Here is a 21,862-nt window from a genome sequence, read left to right on the forward strand (position 1 = left end):
CCCGTCGCCACGGGAAGCTTTACGGGAAGAATCTCTTTTGGGAGTTCTACGGGAAACTACGGGAAAATCTGCGGGAAAACCTATGCGACACGAAGGGAAAAATGCCGGGCGCTTACGGGAAAATCGGGAAGTCGCGGGCGGTGTCATGGCTTAATCGATTCCCAATCTGTTCGATTCAAATGGCCCGTCGGATGCGCTTAGGAGCGGCGCACGCATATCCGAGAGCCAACATGACGATGCCCGACAGCAATGTGAATCGAGCAGGCAAAGCTGCTCATTGCGATCGCAAAGGCGTCATCGGCGGAGCAACGATATTGAAGGGGATCATCTGGATCACCGCGGGTGCGATCGGATCACTACTGATCCTGCTGATCGGGTTCGAAGCCTATGCGGTGATCCGCGCCCGTGCCCGGACGCCCATGATCATCGCGCAAAACAAGGTCAGGCCGATCACTTTGGCGCAGGTCGGCAAGCGCCACCTCGCCATGTTGCTGCGCGTCGAGGGCACCGGTTTCTTCCATCATCGCGGCGTCGGTAATGTCACACCGGGTCAGGGCCGCACGACGATGACCCAAGCGCTGGTCAAAAGGCTCTATTTCGATGGCGGGATTCAAACCGGCTTCGCCAAGGTCGAGCAGAGCCTGATCGCGCGATATGTGTTCGATCCGGCGGTTCCGAAGCGCGACCAGTTGGAGATGTTCCTCAACCTTGCCAGCTTCGGCACGATCCGAGGCCGTCCAGTGATCGGCTTCGAGAATGCCGCGCTGACGTTCCATGGCAAGCCGATCGGGAGCCTCGACGACCGTCAGTTTCTGTCGCTGATCGCCATGCTCGAGGCGCTAGTCGCCGGCCGATGCAAACCCCGCGACCTTACCGATGTTTCCTATGAGGATTGTCCATTGGGCTGGCTGACCCAGCGCATGATCGACCGGCGCCTGGCCAGACGCTGCGCCTAACCGGCGACGATTTCCTTCGGCGGATAATCATCTTTTTCGGAGGGGCACCGCCCCTGCATCATGGTGCTTTTCTGACCCGGAGAAAACCATTGCGATGAGGGGAATTCGTCCGTCGCGGCGGCATCCGCCGAATGATAGACGCAAACATCAGCCGTGGTGCCGTCCGGCGTGATCGCCACTGCCCAGTTATGCGCATCTTCGGCGCGATTTGATGCGCCCCAGGCGACGATGCGCCCGTCCTTTTGAAAGATCGGCACGTTGAGGCCGTCCGTACCGTAGATGAATTTCTGAACGCCGGCATCGGACACGGCCTTGCGGATCGCGGATTTTACCGCCGGATTGTCCAGGAAACGCTGGCCGGCCACCTTATCACGGGGATATTTGCCCACATATGCTGAAAGGTCGCTCGAAACCTTGGCCGCTTCTGGGACTGTGTCGGGGCTTTTCTCCGCCACCCTGGGCGGTGCCACCGGCGCAGTGCCGTCAGCATTATTTGTGACGCTTGTGGCGTTCTGATCGCCTGCTTGCTCCTGCCCACAGGCCGAAAGCAGGAGCATCGCCGCGATTGCCGCAGCCGGAAACATTGCGGTGCCATTTCCTTTATATTTTCCCGCCAGCGACAATGTCATTTCAATAACCCTTCCCTGAAACTCTACTCATCGTCCCGTCCGGTCGCCCCTCTCTGGCCACCGACCGAACCGAACCAAGCATGCGCGAGACGGCTCCGCTGGCCAAATGATTTGATGTGGGATGGTGTTGAGAAACGTCGTGCGGTGGCGGCGCCGTCACGCCGGCATCTGAAGCCTGGCCAAACGCCGCGCCTCATCGCCTCTGACCGCGAGCAAATACATGACCGGCGTGATGATCCGGCTCAGCACGGTCGAGCTGATCAACCCGCCGATGATCACCCAGGCCAGCGGCGAATAAAGCGACGACCCGCTCAGCGCGAGCGGCAACAGGCCGCCGATCGCGGTCACCGAGGTGAGCAGTACCGGCAGAAACCGGATCTCGCCGGCGCGTTCGATGGCTTCGCGCAACGGCAGGCCGCGGGCGCGCAACTGAGTGGTGAAATCGACCAGCAGGATCGAATTCTTGATCTCGATCCCGATCAGCGCGACGAAGCCGATGATCGCCAGGAACGACAGCGAATTGCCGGTCAGGAACAGCCCGACCAATCCGCCGACCAGCCCGAGCGGTACCACGCCCGCGACCACCAGAGTCTCGCGGAAACGGCCGAATTCCAGCACCAGCACGCCGATGATGCCGAACACGGCGAGCAGAATGATCGACCCGAGCCCGGCGAAATTACGCTGCGCCGCTTCCGCCTCGCCGCCGACGGCAAAGGCATAACCGTCGGGCAGTTTGATGCTTTTCAGCTTTTCGACCACCCGCGGGTTGAGCCGTGAGGCGAGATAGCCCGGCTGGTTGAACGCGGTGATCGTCACCGTACGCTGCAGTTTCAGCCGGGTGATCAGCGGCGGCACGCTCTTCAAGGTCGGGCTGGCGATCTCGGTCAGCGGTATCGATCCGCCAGCGATGGTCGGTACATAGATGTCCTTCAGGACCGAGATCGGCTGGCTGCTGCCCATCGGCAGGCGCACCGTCACCGGCCAGCTATCCCCTTCAGCATCGCGAAGCAGGCTCGCCTGTTCGCCGCTGACCGCGAGCCGCACGGCGCGGCGCGGCTCGCCCGGCGCGACGCCGAGCAACCCGGCCTTGGCATCGTCGAGGCCGAGATCGAGATCAATCCGGTCAAAGGCCATCGGATTGTCGATGTCGCGCAAGCCGGGCACCGACTGCATGATACGAACGACGTCGTTGGACAGTTTTTTGAGCATGTCGAGATCGGGCCCGCTGACACGGATCGCGACCGGCGCCTCGAGCGGCGGGCCGTTCTCGAAATTGACCACGCTGACATGGGCATCGGGAAAATCGGCGAGCGATTTGCGCAGCCGCGCCAGCATCCTGGGCGATTCATGCGCATTCCAGTCCTTCAGCGTGACGAAGATGTCGCCGTAACGCGCGCGCTCCTCGCGCGGCAGGATGTTGTAATAGATTTGCGGGTTGCCGCGCCCGGCATTGTCCATCCGGTTCACGATCTCCGGCTCGCGTGCGAGGATCGCCGACACCGCCTTCACGGCACGGTCGGTGGTGGCGATGCCGCTGCCTTCGGGCGTTTCGACGCGGACGAGGAAATAAGGCGCTTCGGCCGCCGGAAACAAGGTGAAGCCGAGCACCGGAACCAGCGCAAAGGCGCCGACGCACACCAGCATCGCGCCCCAGAACCAGCGCCGCGGCGCATCGAGCGCGCGGTGCAGCACCGGCGAATAGATCCGTTCGATCCCGTTGGTGATCGCCTGGAGCAAACGATTGCCGCCATGTTTTTCCGCCTTGAGCATGCGGCTGGCGGCGAACGGGATGACGGTCAGCGACACGACCAGCGAGCTCGCCACGGTCAGGATCACCGCCATCGGCAGGCCGCGCACGAAATCGCCCGATCCTTCAGGCAGGAAACACAGCGGCAGGAACGCGAAGAGCAAGACGCCGGTCGCGCCGAGCACCGCCTTGGTAATCTCCTGCGTCGCGGTGATCGCCGCCGTCTCGGGCGGATCGCCGTCACGGATATGGCGTTCGATATTCTCGGTCACCACGATCGAATCGTCGACCAGCAGGCCGAGCGAGAGGATGAAGCCCGAAATGCTGATCTGGTTGAGCGTATAGCCGAACAGCGAGAGCAGCAGCACGCCCATCGCCAAGCTCAAGGGAATCGAGATCATCACGATCAGCGAAGGGCGCAAGCCCAGCGGCAAAATGGTGATCAGCACCAGCGCCAGCGCGATGGCGAAATCGCGCGCCAGCAGCGAGAGTTTCTTGGCGATGTCGCGGCTCTGGTCGAACGCAACCTCAAGCCTGATGTCGGGCGGCAATTGCGTGCGATAGCCATCGACCGCCTTGACCAACGCGTCCCGCAGGGTGCCGGCGTCGACATTATCCTTCTGCCGCACCGATACGAACAGCGCGCGCTTGCCGTTGAAACGGGCGATATGGAGCTGCTCCGCTTCGGACCAGCCGACACTTGCCACATCGCCGACGCGCAGCAGCTGCCCATCACCCGCGCGCACCGGTACGTCGCGCACCGCTTCCAAAGTGCGATAGGCGCCACCCGCATCAATGTTGAGGCGGCGCTCGCCCGAATTGACCGTGCCGGCCGGCAAATCCACCCCGCCCGCGCGGATCGCGTTGGCGATGGCGGAAGCGGCGATCCTGGTCTCGGCCAGCCGCGCCGCATCGACCGCGACGCGCACCTCGGGCCGCGCGGCGCCGTCGATCACCGTCTGGCGCACGCCGGGCACGACGTTCAGCCGGTCGCGCATATCCTCGGCATATTTGGTCATGCGCAGCCAGGACGCATCGTCGCTGACCAAGGCAAGCTGCAGCACCGCAGCCTCGGTGGTGCGCGGGCGGCGATAGGCGATACGCTGAATGCCTTGCGGCAAGCGGTCGCGGATCGACTGCACTTCGCGGACAGTACGGTCGAGCGCCTGCTCGGCATCCGTGCCGTGGACGAAATCGACCGAGACGACCGCCGTGCCGTCGCTTGAAGTCGAGCGGATTTCGCGCACATCGTCGAGACCCTGCAGTACGTCCTCGATCGGCTTGGCGACGGTCTCCTCCATCTCCGCCGCGTCGGCGCCGGGCAACACCACCGTGACGACGGTGAGCGAACCAGGAAAATGCGGGTCGACCGAACGCGGGATCGAGAGGAAAGCGGAAATGCCGAGCATCGCCAGCAGGAGAAAGGCGACCAGCGTCACCTGCCACTGGCGAACCGCGAAGGCGGTGAGGTTCACGCGCGACCGCTCATTTGGCGGCCCCGGTCGGGCCAGTGATCGGGTTGACCGTCATGCCGTCGCGCAGGCGGTCGATGCGCGATGCGGCGAGCCATTCGCCGCCGCCAAGCCCGCTGGTGACCTGGATACCGCGATCGTCGGTATCGCCGACTGCAATCCGGCGCAGGGTGAGCTTGCCGGTCGCCCGATCGACGACATAGACGAACGCCGCCCCGGCGCGCGCCGCGAACACCGCGCCGGCCGGCACGCGAATCCCGGTTGTGCCCCGGCCGCCTGTGCCACCGCCGCCGGTCACCGCGACCTTCCCGATCTGGCCGGAGCGCAGGCGCGGATCATTGGGCACGCCGATCTCGACCATGAAAGTGCCGGTCGCACGATCGGCGCGGCCGGCGATCTCGATCACCTGTCCGGTCACCGGAACATCACCGAACGCACCGAGCGTGACCTGCGCCGGCGCGCCGATCGACAGCCGCGACGCATCGCGGTCGGCGAGCGGCACGCGCACGACATACCCGCTCGACCGGTCGCCGACGATCAGCACCGGTGTGCCCGCCGTGATCACCTGACCCGGCTCGACCAGCCGCGCGAGGACCGTGCCCGGCCCCGGCGCGACGATCCGCGCGGCGGATGCCTGGAAACGTGCGGCGCTCAATTGCGCGTTGGCCGCCTGCAGCGCCGCCTGCGCACTCTCGACGCGCGGCCTGGTCACCCAGCCCTTTTCGAGCAGCACGGCGCTGCGCCGATATTCGGACGCGGCACGGATGCGTTCGGCATCGATCCGCGCGACTTCGGCAGCGACCGCAGTGGTGTCGAGCGCGGCAAGCACTTGCCCGCGTGCGACGCTATCGCCCTCCTGCACGCCGATCCGCTCGATCCGGCCGGGACTGGTGAAGCCGAGCGACGCCTCACGCCTGAGCGCGACGGTGCCGACCCCGGCGATTGACAGCGGCTGATTGTCGGCGCCGACTTGGATAATGCGAACGTCGGTGCGATGCGCGGTTTCCTGCACCGGCTTGGGCGAGCCGCAGCCGCCCAGTACCACCGCCACGCCGATCACCATCCACCGCATCGCTGGCCTCCCTTGCGAGATGGTCTAGCGAATTAGGTATCGAATTGAAACTGGCTTGTTGGAAGTTGGTGGATTGCCCCTCCCTTATGGGAGGGGTTGGGGAGGGTCAGCGGCGGGCGGGGCTCGATGCCCCGTTCGACGCTTCGCGTCGAGCGATGCGCTGCGCGATCGCACCCTCCCCTGCCCCTCCCATAAACGGAGGGGAGAAGTAGAGTATCGGCCTGATCGCCTAGTTCTTCAGCCGCCAGCCGCCCTTGAGCAGCGCGTAGCAAAGCAGCCCGAGCGCCACGTCGATCGCCAGGATGACGATGCTGCCGATCCAGACCGGCGAATCGGCGGTGCCGAGAAAGCCGTAGCGAAACCCAGAGATGATATAGAAAAACGGGTTGGCATGGCTGATCGCCTGGAAAGTCGGGGCCAGCTTGTCGACCGAATAGAAGGTGCCCGACAAAAGGGTCAGCGGGCCGACGACGAAATTGGTCACCGCGGCGGCATGATCGAACTTCTCCGCCCAGATCGAGGTCAGCACGCCGAGCAGCGCGAGGAAGGTCGCGCCGAGCAGGCCGAACCACAGGATCGCGATCGGGTTGCGCGGGATAACATGCACGCCGGGCCAGACCAGCACTGCCAGCCATACCGCGAAGCCGACGCAGAAGGCGCGAGTCACCGCGCCACCGACCAGCGCCGCGAGCAGTTCGGCAGTGGATAGCGGCGGCATCAGATAATCGACGATCGTACCCTGGATCTTGCCGACCAGCAGCGAGAAGCTAGCATTGGCGAAAGCGTTGGTCAGCATGCCCATCACGATCAGGCCGGGAGCGAGGAAATCGGCGAACGCGACTTGCGTGCCGCCGACATGCACCGCGCTGCGGCCGCCCATCGCGACGGTGAAAACGATCAGATAAAGCAGCGTCTGCATTGCCGGCGCCCAGATCGTCTGGAGCTGGACCTTGAAGAATCGACGCACCTCCTTGATATAGAGAGTTCGAAGACCGCCCCAATTGACATTCCGGATGACGGGAACGCCTGGGGCGTTTAACACCGCCGACTGAACTCCATAGGTTTCTGGGCCGATTGGGGGCTGGCTGCTCATAGCGAACGCGCTAATGACTGCCGCCGCCGCCTGCAAGCCGCCATGGTAAAACGACGGCCATGATTTGAGGATTTGAGATGAGCTGGACCGACGAGCGTATCGATACGCTGAGAAGGATGTGGGAAGGCGGCAGCACCGCGAGCCAGATCGCCGAGGAACTGGGCGGGGTCAGCCGTAATGCCGTGATCGGCAAGGCGCATCGCCTTGGCCTGCAGTCGCGCCCGTCGCCGGTCAAGGCCAACGAGCCGGACGCCGCCAAGCCCGCCGCTGCGGCCGCACCACCCGCGCCCAAACCAGTTTCCCCTCCTCCGCCGCCCAAGCCGGTGGTGGTCGCCGCACCGCCGCCACCCGCCCCGGTCCAGGAGATCGAGGAAGAGGATGAAGACGAGGATGACGACGGCGAGGAACTGGTCGTCGCCAAGCCCGCCGCACCGCCTCCGCCGATCATGCGCTCGGTCGGCCCGGGCGGCTTCCTGCGTCAGGCGCCCGGCGAGCAGCAGGCACCGATCACACCGGCACCGCCGCGCCGCCTGGTCCCGGCCAAGCCGTCAGCCGACATGGCGGACAAGACGACCTTGCTCGATCTTAACGACAAGATCTGCAAATGGCCGCTTGGCCATCCGGGCGAGCCCGATTTCCACTTCTGCGGCGACAAGGTGAACCCCGGTTTCCCGTATTGCGTCGCGCATTGCGGCCATGCCTATCAGGCGCAGCTGCCACGCCGCGATCGCCGCCCGCCGCCGCCTTTGCCCTTCGGTGGCGTCCGCGCCCGCTGATCGCTCTTGCGACACGTGGAATAAAAAACGGCGGCCCGCTCACGCGGACCGCCGTTTTTCTTTGAGCATCAGGTCCAGAGCAATATTGACCGGACGGAACCACCCCCGTTCGGGCTGAGCCTCTCAAAGCCATATTCTCGAAAGAAGAACGGCCCCCTTCGACTGCCTGCCAAGGCAGGCGCTCAGGACAGGCTTCGACAAGCTCAGGGTGAACGGAGAAGGACTCAATCGGCCCAATCGCGCCTAGAAGCGGAACTGCGCGGTAGCGCGGACGCTGTGCCAGCGGAACTGATCGTCGCTGCGTGCGAAATCGGTGCCGGTAGTATTGGGCGGCAGGATGAACGGATTGGTTGCCGGCGCCGTGCCGGCACCGGCACGAACGATGTAATCGTCATCCTTGTACTGATTGTAGAGATATTCGAGACCAATCGAAAAGTTGCGGCCAAGCTTCTGTTCGATACCGCCACCCGCGACAAAGCCCCAGGCGTCGTCGTCGCCGCTGCCAGTGAAGCTGTTCAACCCATTGCTGGTCGTGAAGCTATGGTCGAGCTTGGCATAGGCGGGACCGCCGGTCGCGTAGAACAAGGTCGTGTTGGCGGCATAGCCGAGACGCAGGCGAAGATTGGCGTCGTAATCGATCTCACGCGTCATTGTGTAGCTGGCCGGCGTGGTGCTGAAGGCGGAGACGCTGTCGCGGATCTGGCTCTTGCCAAATTCGCCGACCACACCGGCAACGATGTTGCCGAATTGCTTGTCGAAGCCGATCCGCGCCGAATAGCTGATATTGTCCTTGTCGTTACGGCAGGCGATATTCGCGGTCGAGGTCGCCGCGCCGCCGCAGAAACCGCGGGAAAAGGCATTGGCGCCAGTCCCGGTGGTGACCGTGTCTCCGAAATTGCCGTCGAGATTGCGGTCGAACAGGATCGTTTCATTGCCGTCGTTAGGCTGAGCGTCGAAGCCGATCGTCCCGCCGACATAGACGCCATCGAACGGTGCCTTCTCGGTATCCTGAGCAAAGGCGGGGCCGGCGAGCGCGAGAGCGGCGGTGCCGGCGGCAAGGGTAAGCATATACAGGCTGCGCATCGTGTTACTCCCAATGGTGCGTTAGCGAGAGCAGGAACGTTCGCAGTTGCAACATGGACGCAGGACCGCGGTCATTTACACGATATGTTACAAATCTATCACAGCGGCGGCACGCTTGCCCGAGGGAGTCATGCTCTCCTATAGCAGGGCATGGCCGATGATCTGTTCGCTTCCTCCTCTCCCGCCGGGTCCGATTACAATGCTTCGTCGATCGAGGTCCTTGAAGGTCTTGAACCCGTCCGCCGCCGCCCCGGCATGTATATCGGCGGCACCGACGAACGCGCGTTGCACCACCTTGCCGCCGAAGTGCTCGACAATGCGATGGACGAGGCGGTCGCGGGGCACGCGACGCGGATCGAAATCACGCTCGAACCCGGCAACCGGCTGACCATCGTCGACAATGGTCGCGGCATGCCGGTCGACCCGCATCCGAAATTTCCGGACAAGTCGGCGCTCGAGGTGATCATGTCCATGCTGCACTCGGGCGGCAAGTTCGACGGCAAGGCCTATGCGACCTCGGGCGGTCTGCACGGCGTCGGCGTCAGCGTGGTCAACGCGCTGTCGTCCGACACGACGATCGAAGTGGCGCGCAACAAGACCATCTACCGCCAGCGTTTCTCGCGCGGCGTGACACTCGGTCCGCTCGAAGCGCTCGGGCCAACACCCAACCGGCGCGGCACCTCGGTCAGTTTCGTACCCGACGAGGAGATTTTCGGGCCGGAGATGCACTTCAAGCCGGCGCGGTTGCACAAGCTCGCGCGCTCCAAGGCCTATCTGTTCGCCGGAGTCGAGATTCGCTGGAAATGCGCGCCTGAGCTGATCACCGACGACACGCCGGCAGAGGCCGTATTCCAGTTCCCCGGCGGTCTTGCCGACCATCTGCGCGAGCAAGTCGGCACGCGCGAATGCGCCACCGCCGACTTCTTCACCGGCACGCAGGACTTTCCGAACGAGCAGGGCCGCGTCGAATGGGCGGTCGCCTGGCCGCTGTGGAGCGATGGGTCGTACAGCTGGTATTGCAACACCATCCCGACGCCGGATGGCGGCACGCACGAAGCGGGCCTGCGCGCGGCTTTGGTGCGCGGCATTCGCGGTTTCGGCGATCTGGTCGGCCAGAAAAAAGCCAAGGACATCACCGCCGACGATGTGATGGTCGGGTGCGAGCTGATGCTCTCTGTGTTCATCCGCGAACCGCAATTCCAGAGCCAGACCAAGGACCGGCTGACCTCGCCCGAAGCGACGGTGCTGGTCGAGAAGGCGGTGCGCGACCATTTCGACCATTATCTCAGCCGCAACATGGAACGCGGCAAGGCGCTGCTCGGCTATGTGCTGGAGCGAATGGACGACCGGCTGCGCCGCAAGGCGGAGCGCGAGGTCAAGCGCAAGACCGCGACCTCGGCGCGCAAGCTGCGCCTGCCGGGCAAGCTGACCGACTGCTCGTCGGACGATCCCAAGGGCACCGAGCTGTTCATCGTCGAGGGCGATTCGGCCGGCGGATCGGCCAAGCAGGCGCGCGACCGCAAGACCCAGGCGATCCTGCCGATCCGCGGCAAGATCCTCAATGTCGCCTCGGCGACCTCGGCCAAGATCGGCGCCAATCAGGAAATCGCCGATTTGATCCAGGCGCTCGGCTGCGGCACGCGCAAGGACTGCCTGCCCGATAACCTGCGCTACGAACGCATCGTCATCATGACCGACGCGGACGTGGACGGCGCGCATATCGCGACCTTGTTGATGACCTTCTTCTTCCAGGAAATGCCCGAACTCGTGCGGCGCGGGCACCTCTATCTCGCCCAGCCGCCGCTTTACCGCCTGACCGCCGGGACCAAGTCGCTCTACGCAATGGACGATGCGCACCGCGCCCAGATTGAAGCGAAGGAATTCAAGAACAAGAAGGTCGATGTCGCGCGCTTCAAGGGGCTTGGCGAGATGAACCCGATGCAGTTGCGCGAAACGACGATGGACCCGAAGACGCGATCGATGCTGCGCATCACCCTGCCGCAGGAGTATGAGGAGCGCGCGGTGGTCAAGGATCTGGTCGACCGGCTGATGGGCAACAACCCCGCGCATCGCTTCGCCTTCATCCAGGAGAATGCGGCGCGGATCGAGGAAGACGCGATCGACGCCTGATCGTGCCGGATTTTCGGGGAACTGCATATGCGCTTGCTGATCGTATTCGCCGCCTTGCTCATGCCAGTTGCGGCGATCGCTCAGACGCCGCCGACCGCGAGTCCGGCACCGGTCAAGGCAGCACCCGAACTGGAAGCGCGAATCGCCGAACTGCCCGCGCTGCTCAGGGGCGGTGGCGATTATGACGCCAGCTTCTCGCCAACGTTCCGCGCCGCCGTGCCCAAAGCGACGTTCACGACGATCAGCACGCAATTATCCACATCGAGCGGCGCAGTGACCGGGATCGAGCGCGTCACCCCCGCCAGTCCGTGGAGCGCGACGGTCCTGGTCGGCTATGAGCGCGGCATCGCGACGATGCAGATTGTGGTTGATCCGGCCGCGCCGCATCAGGTCACCGGCCTGCGCGTCACCGGCATGTCGGGGCGCGAGGCGACGCTGGGCGCGGTGATCGATTCGCTGGCCAAGCTGCCCGGCACGAGCGGCTTCGCCTTTGCCCGACTCGACGCCAACGGCCCTGCGCTGCTGCAGTCGCGTCTGCCGGACCGTGCCTTTGCGATCGGATCGGAATTCAAGCTCGTCATCCTCGCCGAACTGGTGCGCTCGATCTCGGCCGGCGAGCGGCGCTGGGAGGATGAGGTCACGCTCGACGGCGCACCACTGCCCGGCGGGGCCTATACGGCGAGCCCGGCCGGCACCAAGGTGTCGATCTACGCGCTGGCCGAGCGGATGATCTCGGTCAGCGACAACAGCGCGACCGACATACTGCTCAAGCTGGCCGGCCGCGCCAAGGTCGAGGCGATGCTCGGCACGGTCGGCATCGGCGATCCTGCCGGCATGCGGCCATTCCTGTCGACCCTCGAACTGTTCAAGCTGAAAGGCGCGTTGGGCGGCGCGCTCGGCGAACGCTGGGCGGCGCTCGACGAAGCGGGCCGCCGCGCCCTGCTCGATGGCGAAGTCGCGAAGCTGCCGGTCTCGGCGATCGATCTCGCCATGTTCGCGGCGGGCAAGCCGCTGCGCATCGGCAGTCTCGAATGGTTCGCCACGCCGGCCGACATGGTGCGGGTGATGGACTGGCTGCGCCGCCATAGCGAAAGCGGCCCTGCCGCGCGTGTACGCGACATATTATCGAAGAATTCAGGGGTCGGGCCGGGGCCGGCCGGGCAATGGCGTTATCTCGGTTTCAAGGGCGGATCGGAGCCCGGCGTGATTGCCATGACTTTCCTGCTGCAGGGCAAGGACGGCATTTGGTACGCGATGTCGGCAAGCTGGAACGATGCCGCCGCACCGGTCGACGATGCCCGTTTCGCCGGGCTGATGGCGCGCGCAGTGGAACTGGCGGCGGGGCGTTAGCGCGCCATTGGGTTGGCTGAAATCGACCCAACCCCCGTTCGGGCTGAGCCTGTCGAAGCCCAAGCGCTGCGCATGCCCTTCGACAGGCTCAGGGCGAACGGAGGGGGTGATCGAACCAGCCCGAAATCGCTCCAGGCTATTCGCCGAGCATCCGGCGCTGGTGATAGCGCGTGCGAACGACGATGCCGGCCAGCATGTGCAATGCGCCCAGGACCACGAAGACCAGAGGCAGGATCGTCGGTAAAGTAGGCATCCATAGATGGCGGTAAACTGCCAGCCCAGCGCCGATGATCGCCAGAATGACGCCCATCAGGCGGATCGGCCGCGCGATCCCGCGCAGTTCCTTGCGATAGGCCGCCCGCGCGGCCGGCGTGCTCAGGTCGGGCGGGGTCACGTGCGCCGCCATTCATCGCGCAGCAGTCCCCAGATAAAGCTGTCGCGCACGCCGATATGCGTTTCCCATTCGGCCCGCAGCAGCCCTTCCTGCTTGAAGCCGAGCCTGGTCAGCAGCGTGTTGGAGGGAATATTGTCGGGGTCGGTATCGGCAAAGACGCGGCGATGGCCTTCTTCGTCGAACAGCATGTCGAGCAGCCGCGCCACCGCTTCGCCGGCATAGCCATGTCCCCAGGCGTCACGCGTCAGCACATAACCGATTTCCGCCACGCCCTCACGGCGGTTGCCGGTCGATACCGTGCCGACGATGCGCCCGTCCTGCTTCAACGTGATCGTCCAGCCGCGCCACGGCCCCCGCGCGATGCGTTCGGCAAGATAGGCGCGGGTTTCCTCAATGCTGTCGTGCGGTGTGGACGATCCGTAACGCATCAGGTCGAGGTCGCTATAGGCGACATGGAGCGCGGGCGCGTCGTCGATGGTTTGCGGCCGCATGACCAGCCGCTCACTCTCGAAACGCACGCTCACGCGGTCAGCGCCTCCACCAGCGCCTTGACCTTTTTCTGCCGCCATTGCGGCAGTGGCGCGACCAGCCAGTAGCCGAGCCGGTAAGGTTTCGGCTCGCCAAGCGCGACCACGCGGCCCGACGCGATATCGGCGGCGGCGAGCAGTTCCGGCACCGTCGCGCGGCCCAGACCCTGCGCCGCGGCATCGAGCGCAAGACCGGCATCGCCGACCCGCACCAGCGACGTGTCGGGATCGTTGACGCAACCTGGCCAGGAAATGCGCGTATCGATCCCGCCGCCCGGGCGCTCGACCGTGATCATGCCTTCCGACTCGATCGCTTCGCCTTCATGCTCTCCGGGCCCATCGCCCCAGCGGATCGCGAGATCGAGATTGGCTTCGGTGAAATCGACATCCTCGTCCGCCGAGACGAGCACGAAACGCAGTTCGCCATCGCCCCGTGCGATCTCGGCGAGGCGCGGCATCAGCCATTTCTCGGTCAGGTCGCGCGGTGCGGCTATGGTCAGCGACTTGGATGTCTGGCCCGCCTGCATCGCGCGGACGGCCTCTTCGAACTGCAGGAAACCGTGGCGCAGCGCGGCCAGGCCCGCCTCTCCTTCCGGCGTCAGCTCGAGACCCTTGGTGGTACGGCGGAACAGCACCACACCAAGCGTGTCCTCCAGCGCGCGAATCTGTTGCCCGACCGCGGCGGGCGTGACCGCGAGTTCGTCGGCGGCGCGCGTGAAGGACAGGTGGCGCGCGGCGGCATCGAGCACGCGCAGGCCGTTGAGGGGAAGATGGGTGCGTTTCATGCCCCCACCGCCGGCGCCAGCAGCGTGAATTTCGGGATGTCGACGTCGAACCCGGACCCGTCCTCGGCGATCATGTGATAGCTGCCCTGCATCGAGCCCGTCGGCGTGGCGAGCGGGCAGCCCGAGACATAATCGAAGCTTCCGCCCGGTGCGATCAGCGGCTGTTCGCCGACCACGCCTTCGCCCTCGACCGAATGGCGCGCACCGCGGCCGTCTGTGATGATCCAGTGACGCGTCAGCAATTGTACTGCCTGCTCGCCGGCATTTTCCAGCCGGATATGATAGGCCCAGAACCAGCGACCGCGCTGCGGCTCGGACTGTTCGGGGAGATAACTCACCGAGACGCGCACGATGACCCCGCGCGTCTCCGCGACATTGGGGAAAAGTGCCTGCATCCCGGTGTTCATGGTGTGATTCCGATCATAAGCCGACCGCCGTCAGCGCCTGATCGAGATCGTCGATCACGTCCTGCGGATCTTCCAGGCCGACATTCAAGCGCAGCAGGTTTTCGGTCACGCCCATCTCGATCCTTTTTTCCTCGCTTACGCCATAATGCGTCGTCGAGGAGGGATGAGTCATCAGCGACCGCGAATCGCCGATATTGTTCGAGATATCGATCAGCGCGAGCGCGTCGAGCAAGCCATGCGCTTGCTTGCGTCCTCCTTCGACTTCGAACGCGAAGATCGGACCGCAGGCATCCATCTGGCTCATCGCCAGATTATGCTGCGGATGACTCGGCAGACCGGGATGGAGGATACGCGGCACGCGTCCTTCGAGGAATCTGCCGACCTTCAGCGCATTCTCGCTCTGCCGATGGATGCGCAGGTCGAGCGTCTCGATCCCCTTGAGCACCACCCACGCATTGAACGCGCTGAGCGTCGGTCCGGTGTTGCGAGTGAAGGGCAACAGCGTGTTGTTGATGAAATCCTCGGTCCCGCACACCGCACCGGCGAGCACGCGGCCCTGCCCGTCCATCATCTTGGTCGCGCTGTAAGCGGTCACGTCCGCGCCGAATTCCATCGGGCGCTGCAGCGCGGGAGTCGCGAAGGCATTATCGACGACGCTGACAATGCCATGCCGGCGCGCAATGTCGCACACCGCCTTCAGATCGACCACGTCCATTGTCGGGTTGGCCGGCGTTTCGAAGAAGAAGACCTTGGTATTGGGTTTCACCGCATCGGCGAATTGCTGCGGATCGCGCGCATCGACGATCGTCACCTCAATGCCGAATTTGGGCAGCAGGGTATCGGTCAGCCAGCGGCAAGACCCGAAGGCGGCACGGCCCGCAACGATATGATCGCCGGTCTGCAACTGACACAGCAGCACTGCGGTCATCGCCGCCATGCCCGTGGCCATTGAGCGGCATGCCTCGGCGCCTTCGAGCAGGGCGATACGCTCCTCAAGCATCTCGACCGTCGGGTTCTGCAATCGCGAATAGGTCATGCCGACCTGTTCGCCGGAGAAGCGCGCCGCGGCGTCGGCGGCACAGTCATAGGCATAGCCCGAAGTCAGGAAGAGCGCCTCCGACGTCTCGCCGAATTCGGATCGCGCGGTGCCGCCGCGGATCGCTTGAGTCGCGGGGCGCCAAATGCGGGTGATGTCGCGGTTCTGTCCGGTACGGCGTTTCATGGCGCCGCTTTGCCGGGAGGGATCACCCCACGTCAATGCCCACCGCGCCAATCGCTCGCTTGAAAGCGGATCGAGAAGAAGGGATAGCGATATGGATGCAGGACCGCGCCACCCCGCCCCGCCCGACCCTGATCGCGAGCGGCATCGGTGCAGCGGCGCAATTCCTCTTCACGCTCAACCTGACGCGCCCGACCAGCCTGGTGTTCGACGAGGTCCATTATGTCCCCGCCGCGCGCCTGCTGATGACCCTGAGCCATTCGGCCAACACCGAGCATCCGCTGCTCGGCAAGCTGCTGATCGCTTTGGGCATGACCCTGTTCGGCGACAATGCGCTGGGCTGGCGGATCATGTCGACGGTTGCCGCGACGACGGTGGTGCTCGGCGTGTTCGCGATCCTGTGGATGCTGTTCCAGCGCACCCGCACTGCGGTGTTCGGCGCGCTGTTCGTGATCCTCAACTTCACAGTCTTCATCCAGGCGCGAATCGCGATGCTCGACGGGTTCATGGCGGCGTTCGTCGTGCTGGCGATCGTCGCGCTGCTCCGCGCGATGCGCAGCCCGCCGCGCAAGGTGATGCGCCGCTGGGTGCTGGGCAGCGCGTTGCTGGGGCTCGCTGTCGCGACCAAATGGACCGCGGCGCCGTTCGTCGCCTATGCCGCGATCGGTTTCCTGCTGGTGCGCCGGCGCGATGCGACCGCCTGGCCCGGGTTGCGGCCGATCCCGGCGCTGCTGATCCTCGGCACGGTCAGTATCGCGACCTATTTCCTGACCTTCGCGCCGGCCTTTTATTATGCCGAGCAACCCCTCACGCTCGACCGGCTGATCCCGTTCCAGCTTTATATGTACGGGCAACAGACCCAAGTCCTGCCGCCGCATCCCTATCAGTCGAGCTGGTGGAGCTGGCCGCTGATGATCCGGCCAATCTGGTATCTTTACGAAATGACCAACGGCGCGGTGCGCGGCATCCTGCTGCTCGGCAATCCGGCGATCCTGTGGGGCGGGCTGATCGCGGTCGCGGCGTGCCTGCGCATCGCCCTGCGTGAGCGGTCGATCAAGTTCCTGGCCATCGCCGCGCTCTGGATCGGTTCGTACGCAATCTGGGCGATCATTCCCAAGTCGCTTGGATTCTTCTATTATTATTACCTGCCGAGCATCTTTCTGTGCATCGCGCTGGCCGCCTGGATCGACCATCGGCGCGGCAAGTGGCGGTATTGGGGACTACAGTGGGATTGGGCATATCTCGCGCTCGTCGCGGGGCTGTTCGTGATGTTCTACCCGATCATTTCCGCTGCCGCGTTGCCCAATGACCAAGCGTTCCGACACTGGATGTGGTTTTCCAGCTGGCCATGAGACTCAGTAGCGCCCCCAGGTGAAGCGCGACGACAGTGCATAATTCCATACCGCGCTGACCATGATCCCGGCCAGTGCCGAAAAGGCCCAGGTATCCGCCCGCGCGTCATAGAGGAACGCGGCGACGCCGACATTGGCGACCGCGCCGACCGAGCAGACGACACAGAAGGTCACCCAGCCATCGAATAACTCCTTGGCACCCTTCAGCCGGCTGTCGCGATAGGTCAGCGCGTTGTTGAGGAAGAAATTGAACGTCATCGCGGCGACCGTGGCAACGATCGTCGCGCCGATGAAGCTCATGCCCAATTCCTTGAACAACAGTCCCAGAAACAGGAAATGCACACCCGCGCCGAGCGCGCCGATCCCCGAGAACATGGCGAAGCGCACCGGAATGACCCGCCCGAACATGCGGTCATAGATGGCGATGAGATATTCCATCGCCACGACGTGATCGAGCTTGCTTTCGCCTTCGGTGCGGACACGGAAGGTATAGGGCAGCTCGAGGAATTTGAGCGGCTTGGGGCTGCCAGTCATCAGGTCGAGCAGGATCTTGAAGCCGATCGCGTTGAGATGCGGTGCGAGTTCGCGAACGATCTGCGTGCGAATCATGAAGAAGCCGCTCATCGGGTCGCTCAGATCGGCCTTCAACACTCGACGCGAAAGCCTTGTCGCAAAAGCCGATTTCGCCACCCGATCGCGATCCCAGTCGCCGGTGCCGCCGCCATCGACGAACCGCGACCCGATCACCAGGTCGAGTGATTCATCCGCCTGAAGCGCGTCGAGCATCGCGGGCAGGATCGTCTCGTCATGCTGCAAATCGCCATCGATCACTGCGACGACCGGCGCGGCGGTCGCGCAGATGCCCTCGATACAGGCGGACGACAGGCCACGCCGGTCGATCCGCTGGATCACGCGCACGCGCCGGTCGAGCCGGGCAATTTCGCGCGCGGCCGAGGCGGTGCCGTCGGGACTATTGTCGTCGACGAAGATCGCTTCCCAATTCCGGCCGTGCAGCGCGGCATCGAGCTTTGTGATGAGCGCCGGCACATTGCCGACCTCATTGAAGGTCGGAATGACCACCGCGAGTTCGAGCAGGTCCTTCACAGTTCCGCCAGCACCGCATCGCCCATGGCGCGGGTCGACAATGCGCCGCCCAGGTCGCCGGTCCGTGCACCCTTGCCAAGCGCAGCACCGACCGCTGCCTCGATGCGGTCGGCGGCATCGGGCAGGCCGAGCGAATGGCGCAGCATCATCGCCGCCGACAGGATCGTCGCGCAAGGGTTAGCCTTGCCCTGGCCGGCGATATCGGGCGCGCTGCCATGGATCGGTTCGTACAGGCCCTTGCCCGCGCTATCGAGCGACGCTGAGGGCAGCATGCCGATCGAACCGGCGCACATGCTCGCCTGATCGGACAATATGTCGCCGAACAGATTGCCAGTGACGATCACGTCGAACTGGCCCGGATTGCGCACCAGCTGCATCGCCGCGTTGTCGACATACATGTGGGTGAGTGCAACCTCGGGATAACCAGCCGACACCTCGATCACCACGTCGCGCCACAATTGCGACGTTTCCAGCACATTAGCCTTGTCGACCGAACAGAGCTTGCCGTCGCGCTTGGCCGCGGTCTGAAACCCGACATGCGCGATGCGTGCGACCTCGGCCTCGTCATAGCTCATGACGTCATAGCCTTCGCGCTTGCCGTCGGCGGTGGTGCGCATGCCCTTCTCGCCGAAATAGACGTCGCCGTTGAGCTCGCGCACGATCACCATGTCGATCGCAGCGGCGACCTCGGGACGGAGCGCGGAGGCATCTTCCAGTCCCGGAAACAGCTTGGCGGGGCGCAGATTGGCGAACAGCGCCAGCTCCTTGCGCAGGCCGAGAATTGCCTGTTCGGGCCGGAGCGAGCGCTCCAGCGCGTCGCATGAGGGATCGCCGACCGCGCCGAACAGGATCGCATCGGCGCGCCTGGCCAGTGCCAGCGTTGCCGGCGGCAGCGGGTGACCAGTCGCATGATAAGCGGCGCCACCGACCAGCGCTTCTTCGAAATTCAGGTCGAGCGCCAACGCGTCGAGCACGCGACGCGCTTCGGTGATGACTTCGGGACCGATCCCGTCGCCGGGCAGCAGGGCAATGAGCATTGGTTCTTCCTGATTAGCCTCGCGGCAATGCCCGCCCCACAACGCTCACGCAACCGCCCTTTTTAGACGCTCGACCAAGCGCGCCCTGGCAGCGAGCGTTTCGGCGCGGCGATCGGTGAGGATATCGGCCTCCAATGCCCTGCCGGTGATGTGCAGCGCGGCCAGGATATCGACCCAGTTCGCTTCGCCCCCGGCACGCAGCACATCGGGCAGATCGTCCAATTCCGGTCCATAACCGAGCTCCGCCAGCAACAGCAGTTCGTAGCGCGCCAGCGCCAAAGCCCAGCCGCGCGCGGCGGGCGCCGCCTCGATCGCGCCGATCACGCCATCGAGCGCTGCATGCAGGCGCGGATAGGGCTGCGCCTCGGGCAACGCGGTCGCGGTCAGCGCGGTGACCCATTCGAGCGCGGCGGCGGGAAGCGGTTCGGCATAAAGCGGCGCGCGGCTGTGGATCAGTTCGACGGTCAGTCCGGCGAGCTGATCGTCGGTCCGCGCGCGCCATTCGCCCAGCACGAGATTGGCAGGCTGCAGGATCGGGCGGATCCGTCGCGACTTGCCGCCGCGCACATAACCGGGCTGCAGGCCGTGATCGGCGGTCAGCGCCCGCACGATCGCGCCATGTTCGCCGTGATAACGGACAGCGAGGATCAGGGCTTCGGCGCGGAGATGCATGAGTGAGCTGTAGCGATGCTCGCGCCTCAATTCACCCCCGCTGTCGGCGAGGGCAACGATCAACGACTGGGAGATATGGGACACCGTATTGTGGCGCAACTTCGATGCGGGATATTTTAGAATTTATATTTTTATTCAATCAGATAGACAATTTTTTGGAGATGATCACGCGCGCCGGATCTTCTTCGCCAGTTCGCCCAGGCCCAGTTTCCGCGTCGCCGTCTTGGCCCATGCCATCGTCCGGTCGAACGTGCCGAGCGCCATTGTCGTCAGCCGGTTCGCCAGGCTCGCGCGCAGCAATAGCAAATCGAGACACGCCACGCCGCCGGTGGCGAATTGACGCTTGTGCTGGCCTTCGCCCTCGGTGAAGTCGAAGCGCTTCAGACCGCCCTCGGCATAGAGGTCACGCATCGCCTCCATGTGCAGCACGCTGCCGGGCGACAGGTCGTTGAACGCGGGGTCGTGCCCGACATATTCGTAGCGCACCGTGCCATCGACGATCGGGCAATAAAGATAGGCCGCCGGCTCGCCCGCGATATGGAGCAGCCAGCCGCGCACCGAATCCGCCGCCGCCATCGAATACATCCGTGCCACAAAGGCGGCATCATCGGGCAGACCCGAGCCGAGCAATTTCTCCTGATAGGTGCGGATCGAGACCTGACGCGCAACGTCATGGAAGGCGGTCATTTCATCGGGGGTACGGAAGCGCCGCACGTCGAGCGTTCCGCCCGACAGCGTCGCGATCTTCTTCGCCTTGCGCTTCATGCCACTGCGCGCGTTCGACGACATCATCCCAAGCCAGCCGTCATAGCCGAGCGTCAGATCGGCATAATAACGCGTGTAGCGTTGCCGCACGAACGCGATCATGCCGCTGCCGGCCTGGATCATCGCACTCTGGCGCTCTTCGGGTAGCGATGTGATCTGATAGCCGTCCGCGTCCCCATCGAGCGGCGGCAAGGCAGGCAAATGTCCATCGAGTACATCGTCGAGATTCATCGGCACGCGGACAAGCTTGCGCTGGATCGAAACCAATGTGCGGGCGCCGATCTGGAAGCGCAGCGGCAACGGTACGGCGGTCATGCCGCGCGTTCCTCGACCATGTTCGACCAGAGTTGTTCGGCACGCCGCCAGCTGGTGCGCAGCGAATTGGGGCCGAGCGGCGCATCGGCGCGGTCGAGCGCGAAGTCCGGCCGGTCGCCGAAATGCATCGTCGGCAAGTCCGCACGACGTTCGGCAAGCATCCCGCACAATGCATCGAAGCGGCGAACATGCACGCCGTTCGGGCGTGTGCCGGACCGATTGGCGAGTTCGAAACTATGGCTGACGATGGTCACCGCAGCGTGTTTTTCGGCAACCGCATGATCGAGCGCGGCGGCCATCTCGCCCGCCGAGAGCGCGCAGATCTGGAAGTTGCGCAACGCACCCGGACGATCCTCGATCAAGGTCACCGGCACCTCGATCAGCCCTTCGCGTTTCACCGGCGCAATCTGCCGCGCGGGCAGCCCGATCGCGCTCGGCCAGGGATGTTCGGCACCGTTGTGGCTGCTGTCATAAGCGAAGCCGAGGCTGGCCAGCGCACGCAACGTGTCGTCATTGGCGCTGTAGCTACCGGCGCGAAAGGCGATCGGCCTGGGCGCGCCCGCCGCGATCAGCAATTCGGCGGCACCGGAGATCAGGTCACGCTGCTGATCCTGCGGAAAGTCGATCAGTTCGAAGCGGCCATAGGTCTTGCCGCCATCGCCCGCGGCCGCGCCGGTCCAGTTGGGATGAAGATGAAGCTGCACCTCCTGCCCCGCCTCGACCACCGCGCCGACGATGCGCTTCATCGGGTCGAGGCCGAACAGCAACGCCGGCAGCGGATCGACGAAGAAACACGCCTTGAGCTGATGCCGGGCAAGCACATCGAGCTGATAGGCAAGGCCGACACCAGCCGGCTCGAGCGAGCGTTCGAAGATCGTCTCGACATCCAGCGACGCGGCGTGGTGGCGCCAGGCAAGCTCGGTATCGACGGTCAGGAAGACAGGCGTTGTCATGCGACCGATTGCTAGCGCTACGTG

20 protein-coding genes are annotated in these 21,862 nt (G+C 64.5%); 5 read left to right on the plus strand and 15 right to left on the minus strand.

Going from position 1 to position 21,862, the window contains the following annotated elements; all coding sequences use genetic code 11:
- Positions 1 to 314: 314 nt before the first annotated feature.
- On the plus strand, positions 315 to 956 hold the full coding sequence (locus tag G4G27_RS13015; protein ID WP_183109056.1) for a transglycosylase domain-containing protein: 642 nt from the start codon (positions 315 to 317) through the stop codon (positions 954 to 956).
- Here the strand turns inward: G4G27_RS13015 and G4G27_RS13020 are convergent.
- The 4 genes from G4G27_RS13020 to G4G27_RS13035 all read right to left on the minus strand — a co-directional run bounded on the left by G4G27_RS13020 (position 953) and on the right by G4G27_RS13035 (position 6,969).
- Positions 953 to 1,585: a hypothetical protein gene (locus G4G27_RS13020; RefSeq protein ID WP_183109057.1), complete on the minus strand. Its 633-nt coding sequence runs from the start codon at positions 1,583 to 1,585 to the stop codon at positions 953 to 955. The two genes, G4G27_RS13015 and G4G27_RS13020, sit on opposite strands and share 4 nt — an antisense overlap.
- A gap of 156 nt (positions 1,586 to 1,741) precedes the next feature.
- Positions 1,742 to 4,807: an efflux RND transporter permease subunit gene (locus G4G27_RS13025; RefSeq protein ID WP_183109058.1), complete on the minus strand. Its 3,066-nt coding sequence runs from the start codon at positions 4,805 to 4,807 to the stop codon at positions 1,742 to 1,744.
- Between the two features lie 10 nt (positions 4,808 to 4,817).
- Positions 4,818 to 5,876 (minus strand): efflux RND transporter periplasmic adaptor subunit, encoded by a 1,059-nt coding sequence (locus G4G27_RS13030; RefSeq protein WP_183109059.1) that lies wholly within the window; start codon positions 5,874 to 5,876, stop codon positions 4,818 to 4,820.
- 229 nt (positions 5,877 to 6,105) lie between these two features.
- Complete coding sequence (locus tag G4G27_RS13035; protein WP_183109060.1) at positions 6,106 to 6,969, minus strand: ABC transporter permease; 864 nt, start codon at positions 6,967 to 6,969, stop codon at positions 6,106 to 6,108.
- A gap of 77 nt (positions 6,970 to 7,046) precedes the next feature.
- Between G4G27_RS13035 and G4G27_RS13040 the strand changes: the two genes are divergently transcribed.
- The gene (locus G4G27_RS13040; RefSeq protein WP_183109061.1) at positions 7,047 to 7,745 is read left to right on the plus strand and encodes a GcrA family cell cycle regulator; all 699 of its coding nucleotides are present in this window, start codon (positions 7,047 to 7,049) and stop codon (positions 7,743 to 7,745) included.
- Positions 7,746 to 7,988: 243 nt separating this feature from the next.
- Here the strand turns inward: G4G27_RS13040 and G4G27_RS13045 are convergent, their stop codons facing one another.
- Positions 7,989 to 8,828: an outer membrane beta-barrel protein gene (locus G4G27_RS13045; RefSeq protein WP_183109062.1), complete on the minus strand. Its 840-nt coding sequence runs from the start codon at positions 8,826 to 8,828 to the stop codon at positions 7,989 to 7,991.
- 150 nt (positions 8,829 to 8,978) lie between these two features.
- Between G4G27_RS13045 and parE the strand changes: the two genes are divergently transcribed.
- Entirely contained in the window at positions 8,979 to 10,958 is a 1,980-nt protein-coding gene (parE, locus tag G4G27_RS13050) for a DNA topoisomerase IV subunit B (protein ID WP_183109063.1), read from the plus strand.
- Positions 10,959 to 10,985: 27 nt separating this feature from the next.
- Positions 10,986 to 12,308 carry a serine hydrolase gene (locus tag G4G27_RS13055; RefSeq protein WP_183109064.1) on the plus strand — a complete coding sequence of 441 codons (1,323 nt, stop codon included), beginning with the start codon at positions 10,986 to 10,988 and terminating at the stop codon, positions 12,306 to 12,308.
- Between the two features lie 136 nt (positions 12,309 to 12,444).
- Here G4G27_RS13055 and G4G27_RS13060 read toward each other — a convergent pair whose 3' ends face one another.
- From G4G27_RS13060 to G4G27_RS13080, 5 genes are read right to left on the minus strand one after another with little or no spacing between them, the layout of a single operon-like run.
- A complete protein-coding gene (locus tag G4G27_RS13060; protein ID WP_244624322.1) occupies positions 12,445 to 12,702 on the minus strand; it encodes a hypothetical protein in 258 nt (85 codons plus the stop codon).
- Entirely contained in the window at positions 12,699 to 13,226 is a 528-nt protein-coding gene (locus tag G4G27_RS13065; protein ID WP_244624323.1) for a GNAT family N-acetyltransferase, read from the minus strand. The genes G4G27_RS13060 and G4G27_RS13065 overlap by 4 nt, the downstream gene beginning before the upstream one ends.
- The gene (locus G4G27_RS13070) at positions 13,223 to 14,014 is read right to left on the minus strand and encodes a LysR family transcriptional regulator (RefSeq protein ID WP_183109067.1); all 792 of its coding nucleotides are present in this window, start codon (positions 14,012 to 14,014) and stop codon (positions 13,223 to 13,225) included. Before G4G27_RS13070 ends, G4G27_RS13065 begins: the two co-directional genes overlap by 4 nt.
- Positions 14,011 to 14,409 (minus strand): Co2+/Mg2+ efflux protein ApaG, encoded by a 399-nt coding sequence (apaG, locus tag G4G27_RS13075; RefSeq protein ID WP_183113779.1) that lies wholly within the window; start codon positions 14,407 to 14,409, stop codon positions 14,011 to 14,013. The genes G4G27_RS13070 and apaG overlap by 4 nt, the downstream gene beginning before the upstream one ends.
- A gap of 25 nt (positions 14,410 to 14,434) precedes the next feature.
- A complete protein-coding gene (locus G4G27_RS13080; protein WP_183109068.1) occupies positions 14,435 to 15,643 on the minus strand; it encodes an aminotransferase class I/II-fold pyridoxal phosphate-dependent enzyme in 1,209 nt (402 codons plus the stop codon).
- A gap of 95 nt (positions 15,644 to 15,738) precedes the next feature.
- On the opposite strand from G4G27_RS13080, the gene G4G27_RS13085 reads away from it, so the two are divergent.
- Positions 15,739 to 16,992 (plus strand): glycosyltransferase family 39 protein, encoded by a 1,254-nt coding sequence (locus tag G4G27_RS13085; protein ID WP_183109069.1) that lies wholly within the window; start codon positions 15,739 to 15,741, stop codon positions 16,990 to 16,992.
- A 3-nt stretch (positions 16,993 to 16,995) separates the two neighbouring features.
- Here G4G27_RS13085 and G4G27_RS13090 read toward each other — a convergent pair whose 3' ends face one another.
- From G4G27_RS13090 to G4G27_RS13110, 5 genes are all read right to left on the minus strand, one after another.
- Positions 16,996 to 18,096: a glycosyltransferase family 2 protein gene (locus G4G27_RS13090; RefSeq protein WP_183109070.1), complete on the minus strand. Its 1,101-nt coding sequence runs from the start codon at positions 18,094 to 18,096 to the stop codon at positions 16,996 to 16,998.
- Positions 18,093 to 19,133: a 3-isopropylmalate dehydrogenase gene (gene leuB, locus G4G27_RS13095; protein WP_183109071.1), complete on the minus strand. Its 1,041-nt coding sequence runs from the start codon at positions 19,131 to 19,133 to the stop codon at positions 18,093 to 18,095. Before leuB ends, G4G27_RS13090 begins: the two co-directional genes overlap by 4 nt.
- 45 nt (positions 19,134 to 19,178) lie before the next feature.
- Positions 19,179 to 19,805, minus strand: a complete 627-nt coding sequence (gene recO, locus G4G27_RS13100; RefSeq protein ID WP_183109072.1) for a DNA repair protein RecO — start codon at positions 19,803 to 19,805, stop codon at positions 19,179 to 19,181.
- Between the two features lie 165 nt (positions 19,806 to 19,970).
- Positions 19,971 to 20,885 (minus strand): GNAT family N-acetyltransferase, encoded by a 915-nt coding sequence (locus G4G27_RS13105; protein ID WP_183109073.1) that lies wholly within the window; start codon positions 20,883 to 20,885, stop codon positions 19,971 to 19,973.
- Positions 20,882 to 21,838 (minus strand): polysaccharide deacetylase family protein, encoded by a 957-nt coding sequence (locus G4G27_RS13110; RefSeq protein WP_183109074.1) that lies wholly within the window; start codon positions 21,836 to 21,838, stop codon positions 20,882 to 20,884. Before G4G27_RS13110 ends, G4G27_RS13105 begins: the two co-directional genes overlap by 4 nt.
- Positions 21,839 to 21,862 lie beyond the last annotated feature (24 nt).

This window comes from Sphingomonas sp. So64.6b (assembly GCF_014171475.1).
GTDB classification, from domain to species: Bacteria; Pseudomonadota; Alphaproteobacteria; order Sphingomonadales; family Sphingomonadaceae; genus Sphingomonas; species Sphingomonas alpina_A.

Bases quoted from the DNA above. Each gene is read 5' to 3' on its own strand.
- G4G27_RS13110 (WP_183109074.1), bottom strand. From the start codon at position 21,838: ATGACAACGCCTGTCTTCCTGACCGTCGATACCGAGCTTGCCTGGCGC.
- G4G27_RS13030 (WP_183109059.1), bottom strand. From the start codon at position 5,876: ATGCGGTGGATGGTGATCGGCGTGGCGGTGGTACTGGGCGGCTGCGGC.
- G4G27_RS13105 (WP_183109073.1), bottom strand. From the start codon at position 20,885: ATGACCGCCGTACCGTTGCCGCTGCGCTTCCAGATCGGCGCCCGCACA.
- recO (WP_183109072.1), bottom strand. From the start codon at position 19,805: ATGCATCTCCGCGCCGAAGCCCTGATCCTCGCTGTCCGTTATCACGGC.
- G4G27_RS13085 (WP_183109069.1), top strand. From the start codon at position 15,739: ATGCAGGACCGCGCCACCCCGCCCCGCCCGACCCTGATCGCGAGCGGC.
- G4G27_RS13020 (WP_183109057.1), bottom strand. From the start codon at position 1,585: ATGACATTGTCGCTGGCGGGAAAATATAAAGGAAATGGCACCGCAATG.
- G4G27_RS13055 (WP_183109064.1), top strand. From the start codon at position 10,986: ATGCGCTTGCTGATCGTATTCGCCGCCTTGCTCATGCCAGTTGCGGCG.
- leuB (WP_183109071.1), bottom strand. From the start codon at position 19,133: ATGCTCATTGCCCTGCTGCCCGGCGACGGGATCGGTCCCGAAGTCATC.
- G4G27_RS13080 (WP_183109068.1), bottom strand. From the start codon at position 15,643: ATGAAACGCCGTACCGGACAGAACCGCGACATCACCCGCATTTGGCGC.
- G4G27_RS13035 (WP_183109060.1), bottom strand. From the start codon at position 6,969: ATGAGCAGCCAGCCCCCAATCGGCCCAGAAACCTATGGAGTTCAGTCG.
- G4G27_RS13045 (WP_183109062.1), bottom strand. From the start codon at position 8,828: ATGCGCAGCCTGTATATGCTTACCCTTGCCGCCGGCACCGCCGCTCTC.
- parE (WP_183109063.1), top strand. From the start codon at position 8,979: ATGGCCGATGATCTGTTCGCTTCCTCCTCTCCCGCCGGGTCCGATTAC.
- apaG (WP_183113779.1), bottom strand. From the start codon at position 14,409: ATGCAGGCACTTTTCCCCAATGTCGCGGAGACGCGCGGGGTCATCGTG.
- G4G27_RS13040 (WP_183109061.1), top strand. From the start codon at position 7,047: ATGAGCTGGACCGACGAGCGTATCGATACGCTGAGAAGGATGTGGGAA.
- G4G27_RS13070 (WP_183109067.1), bottom strand. From the start codon at position 14,014: ATGAAACGCACCCATCTTCCCCTCAACGGCCTGCGCGTGCTCGATGCC.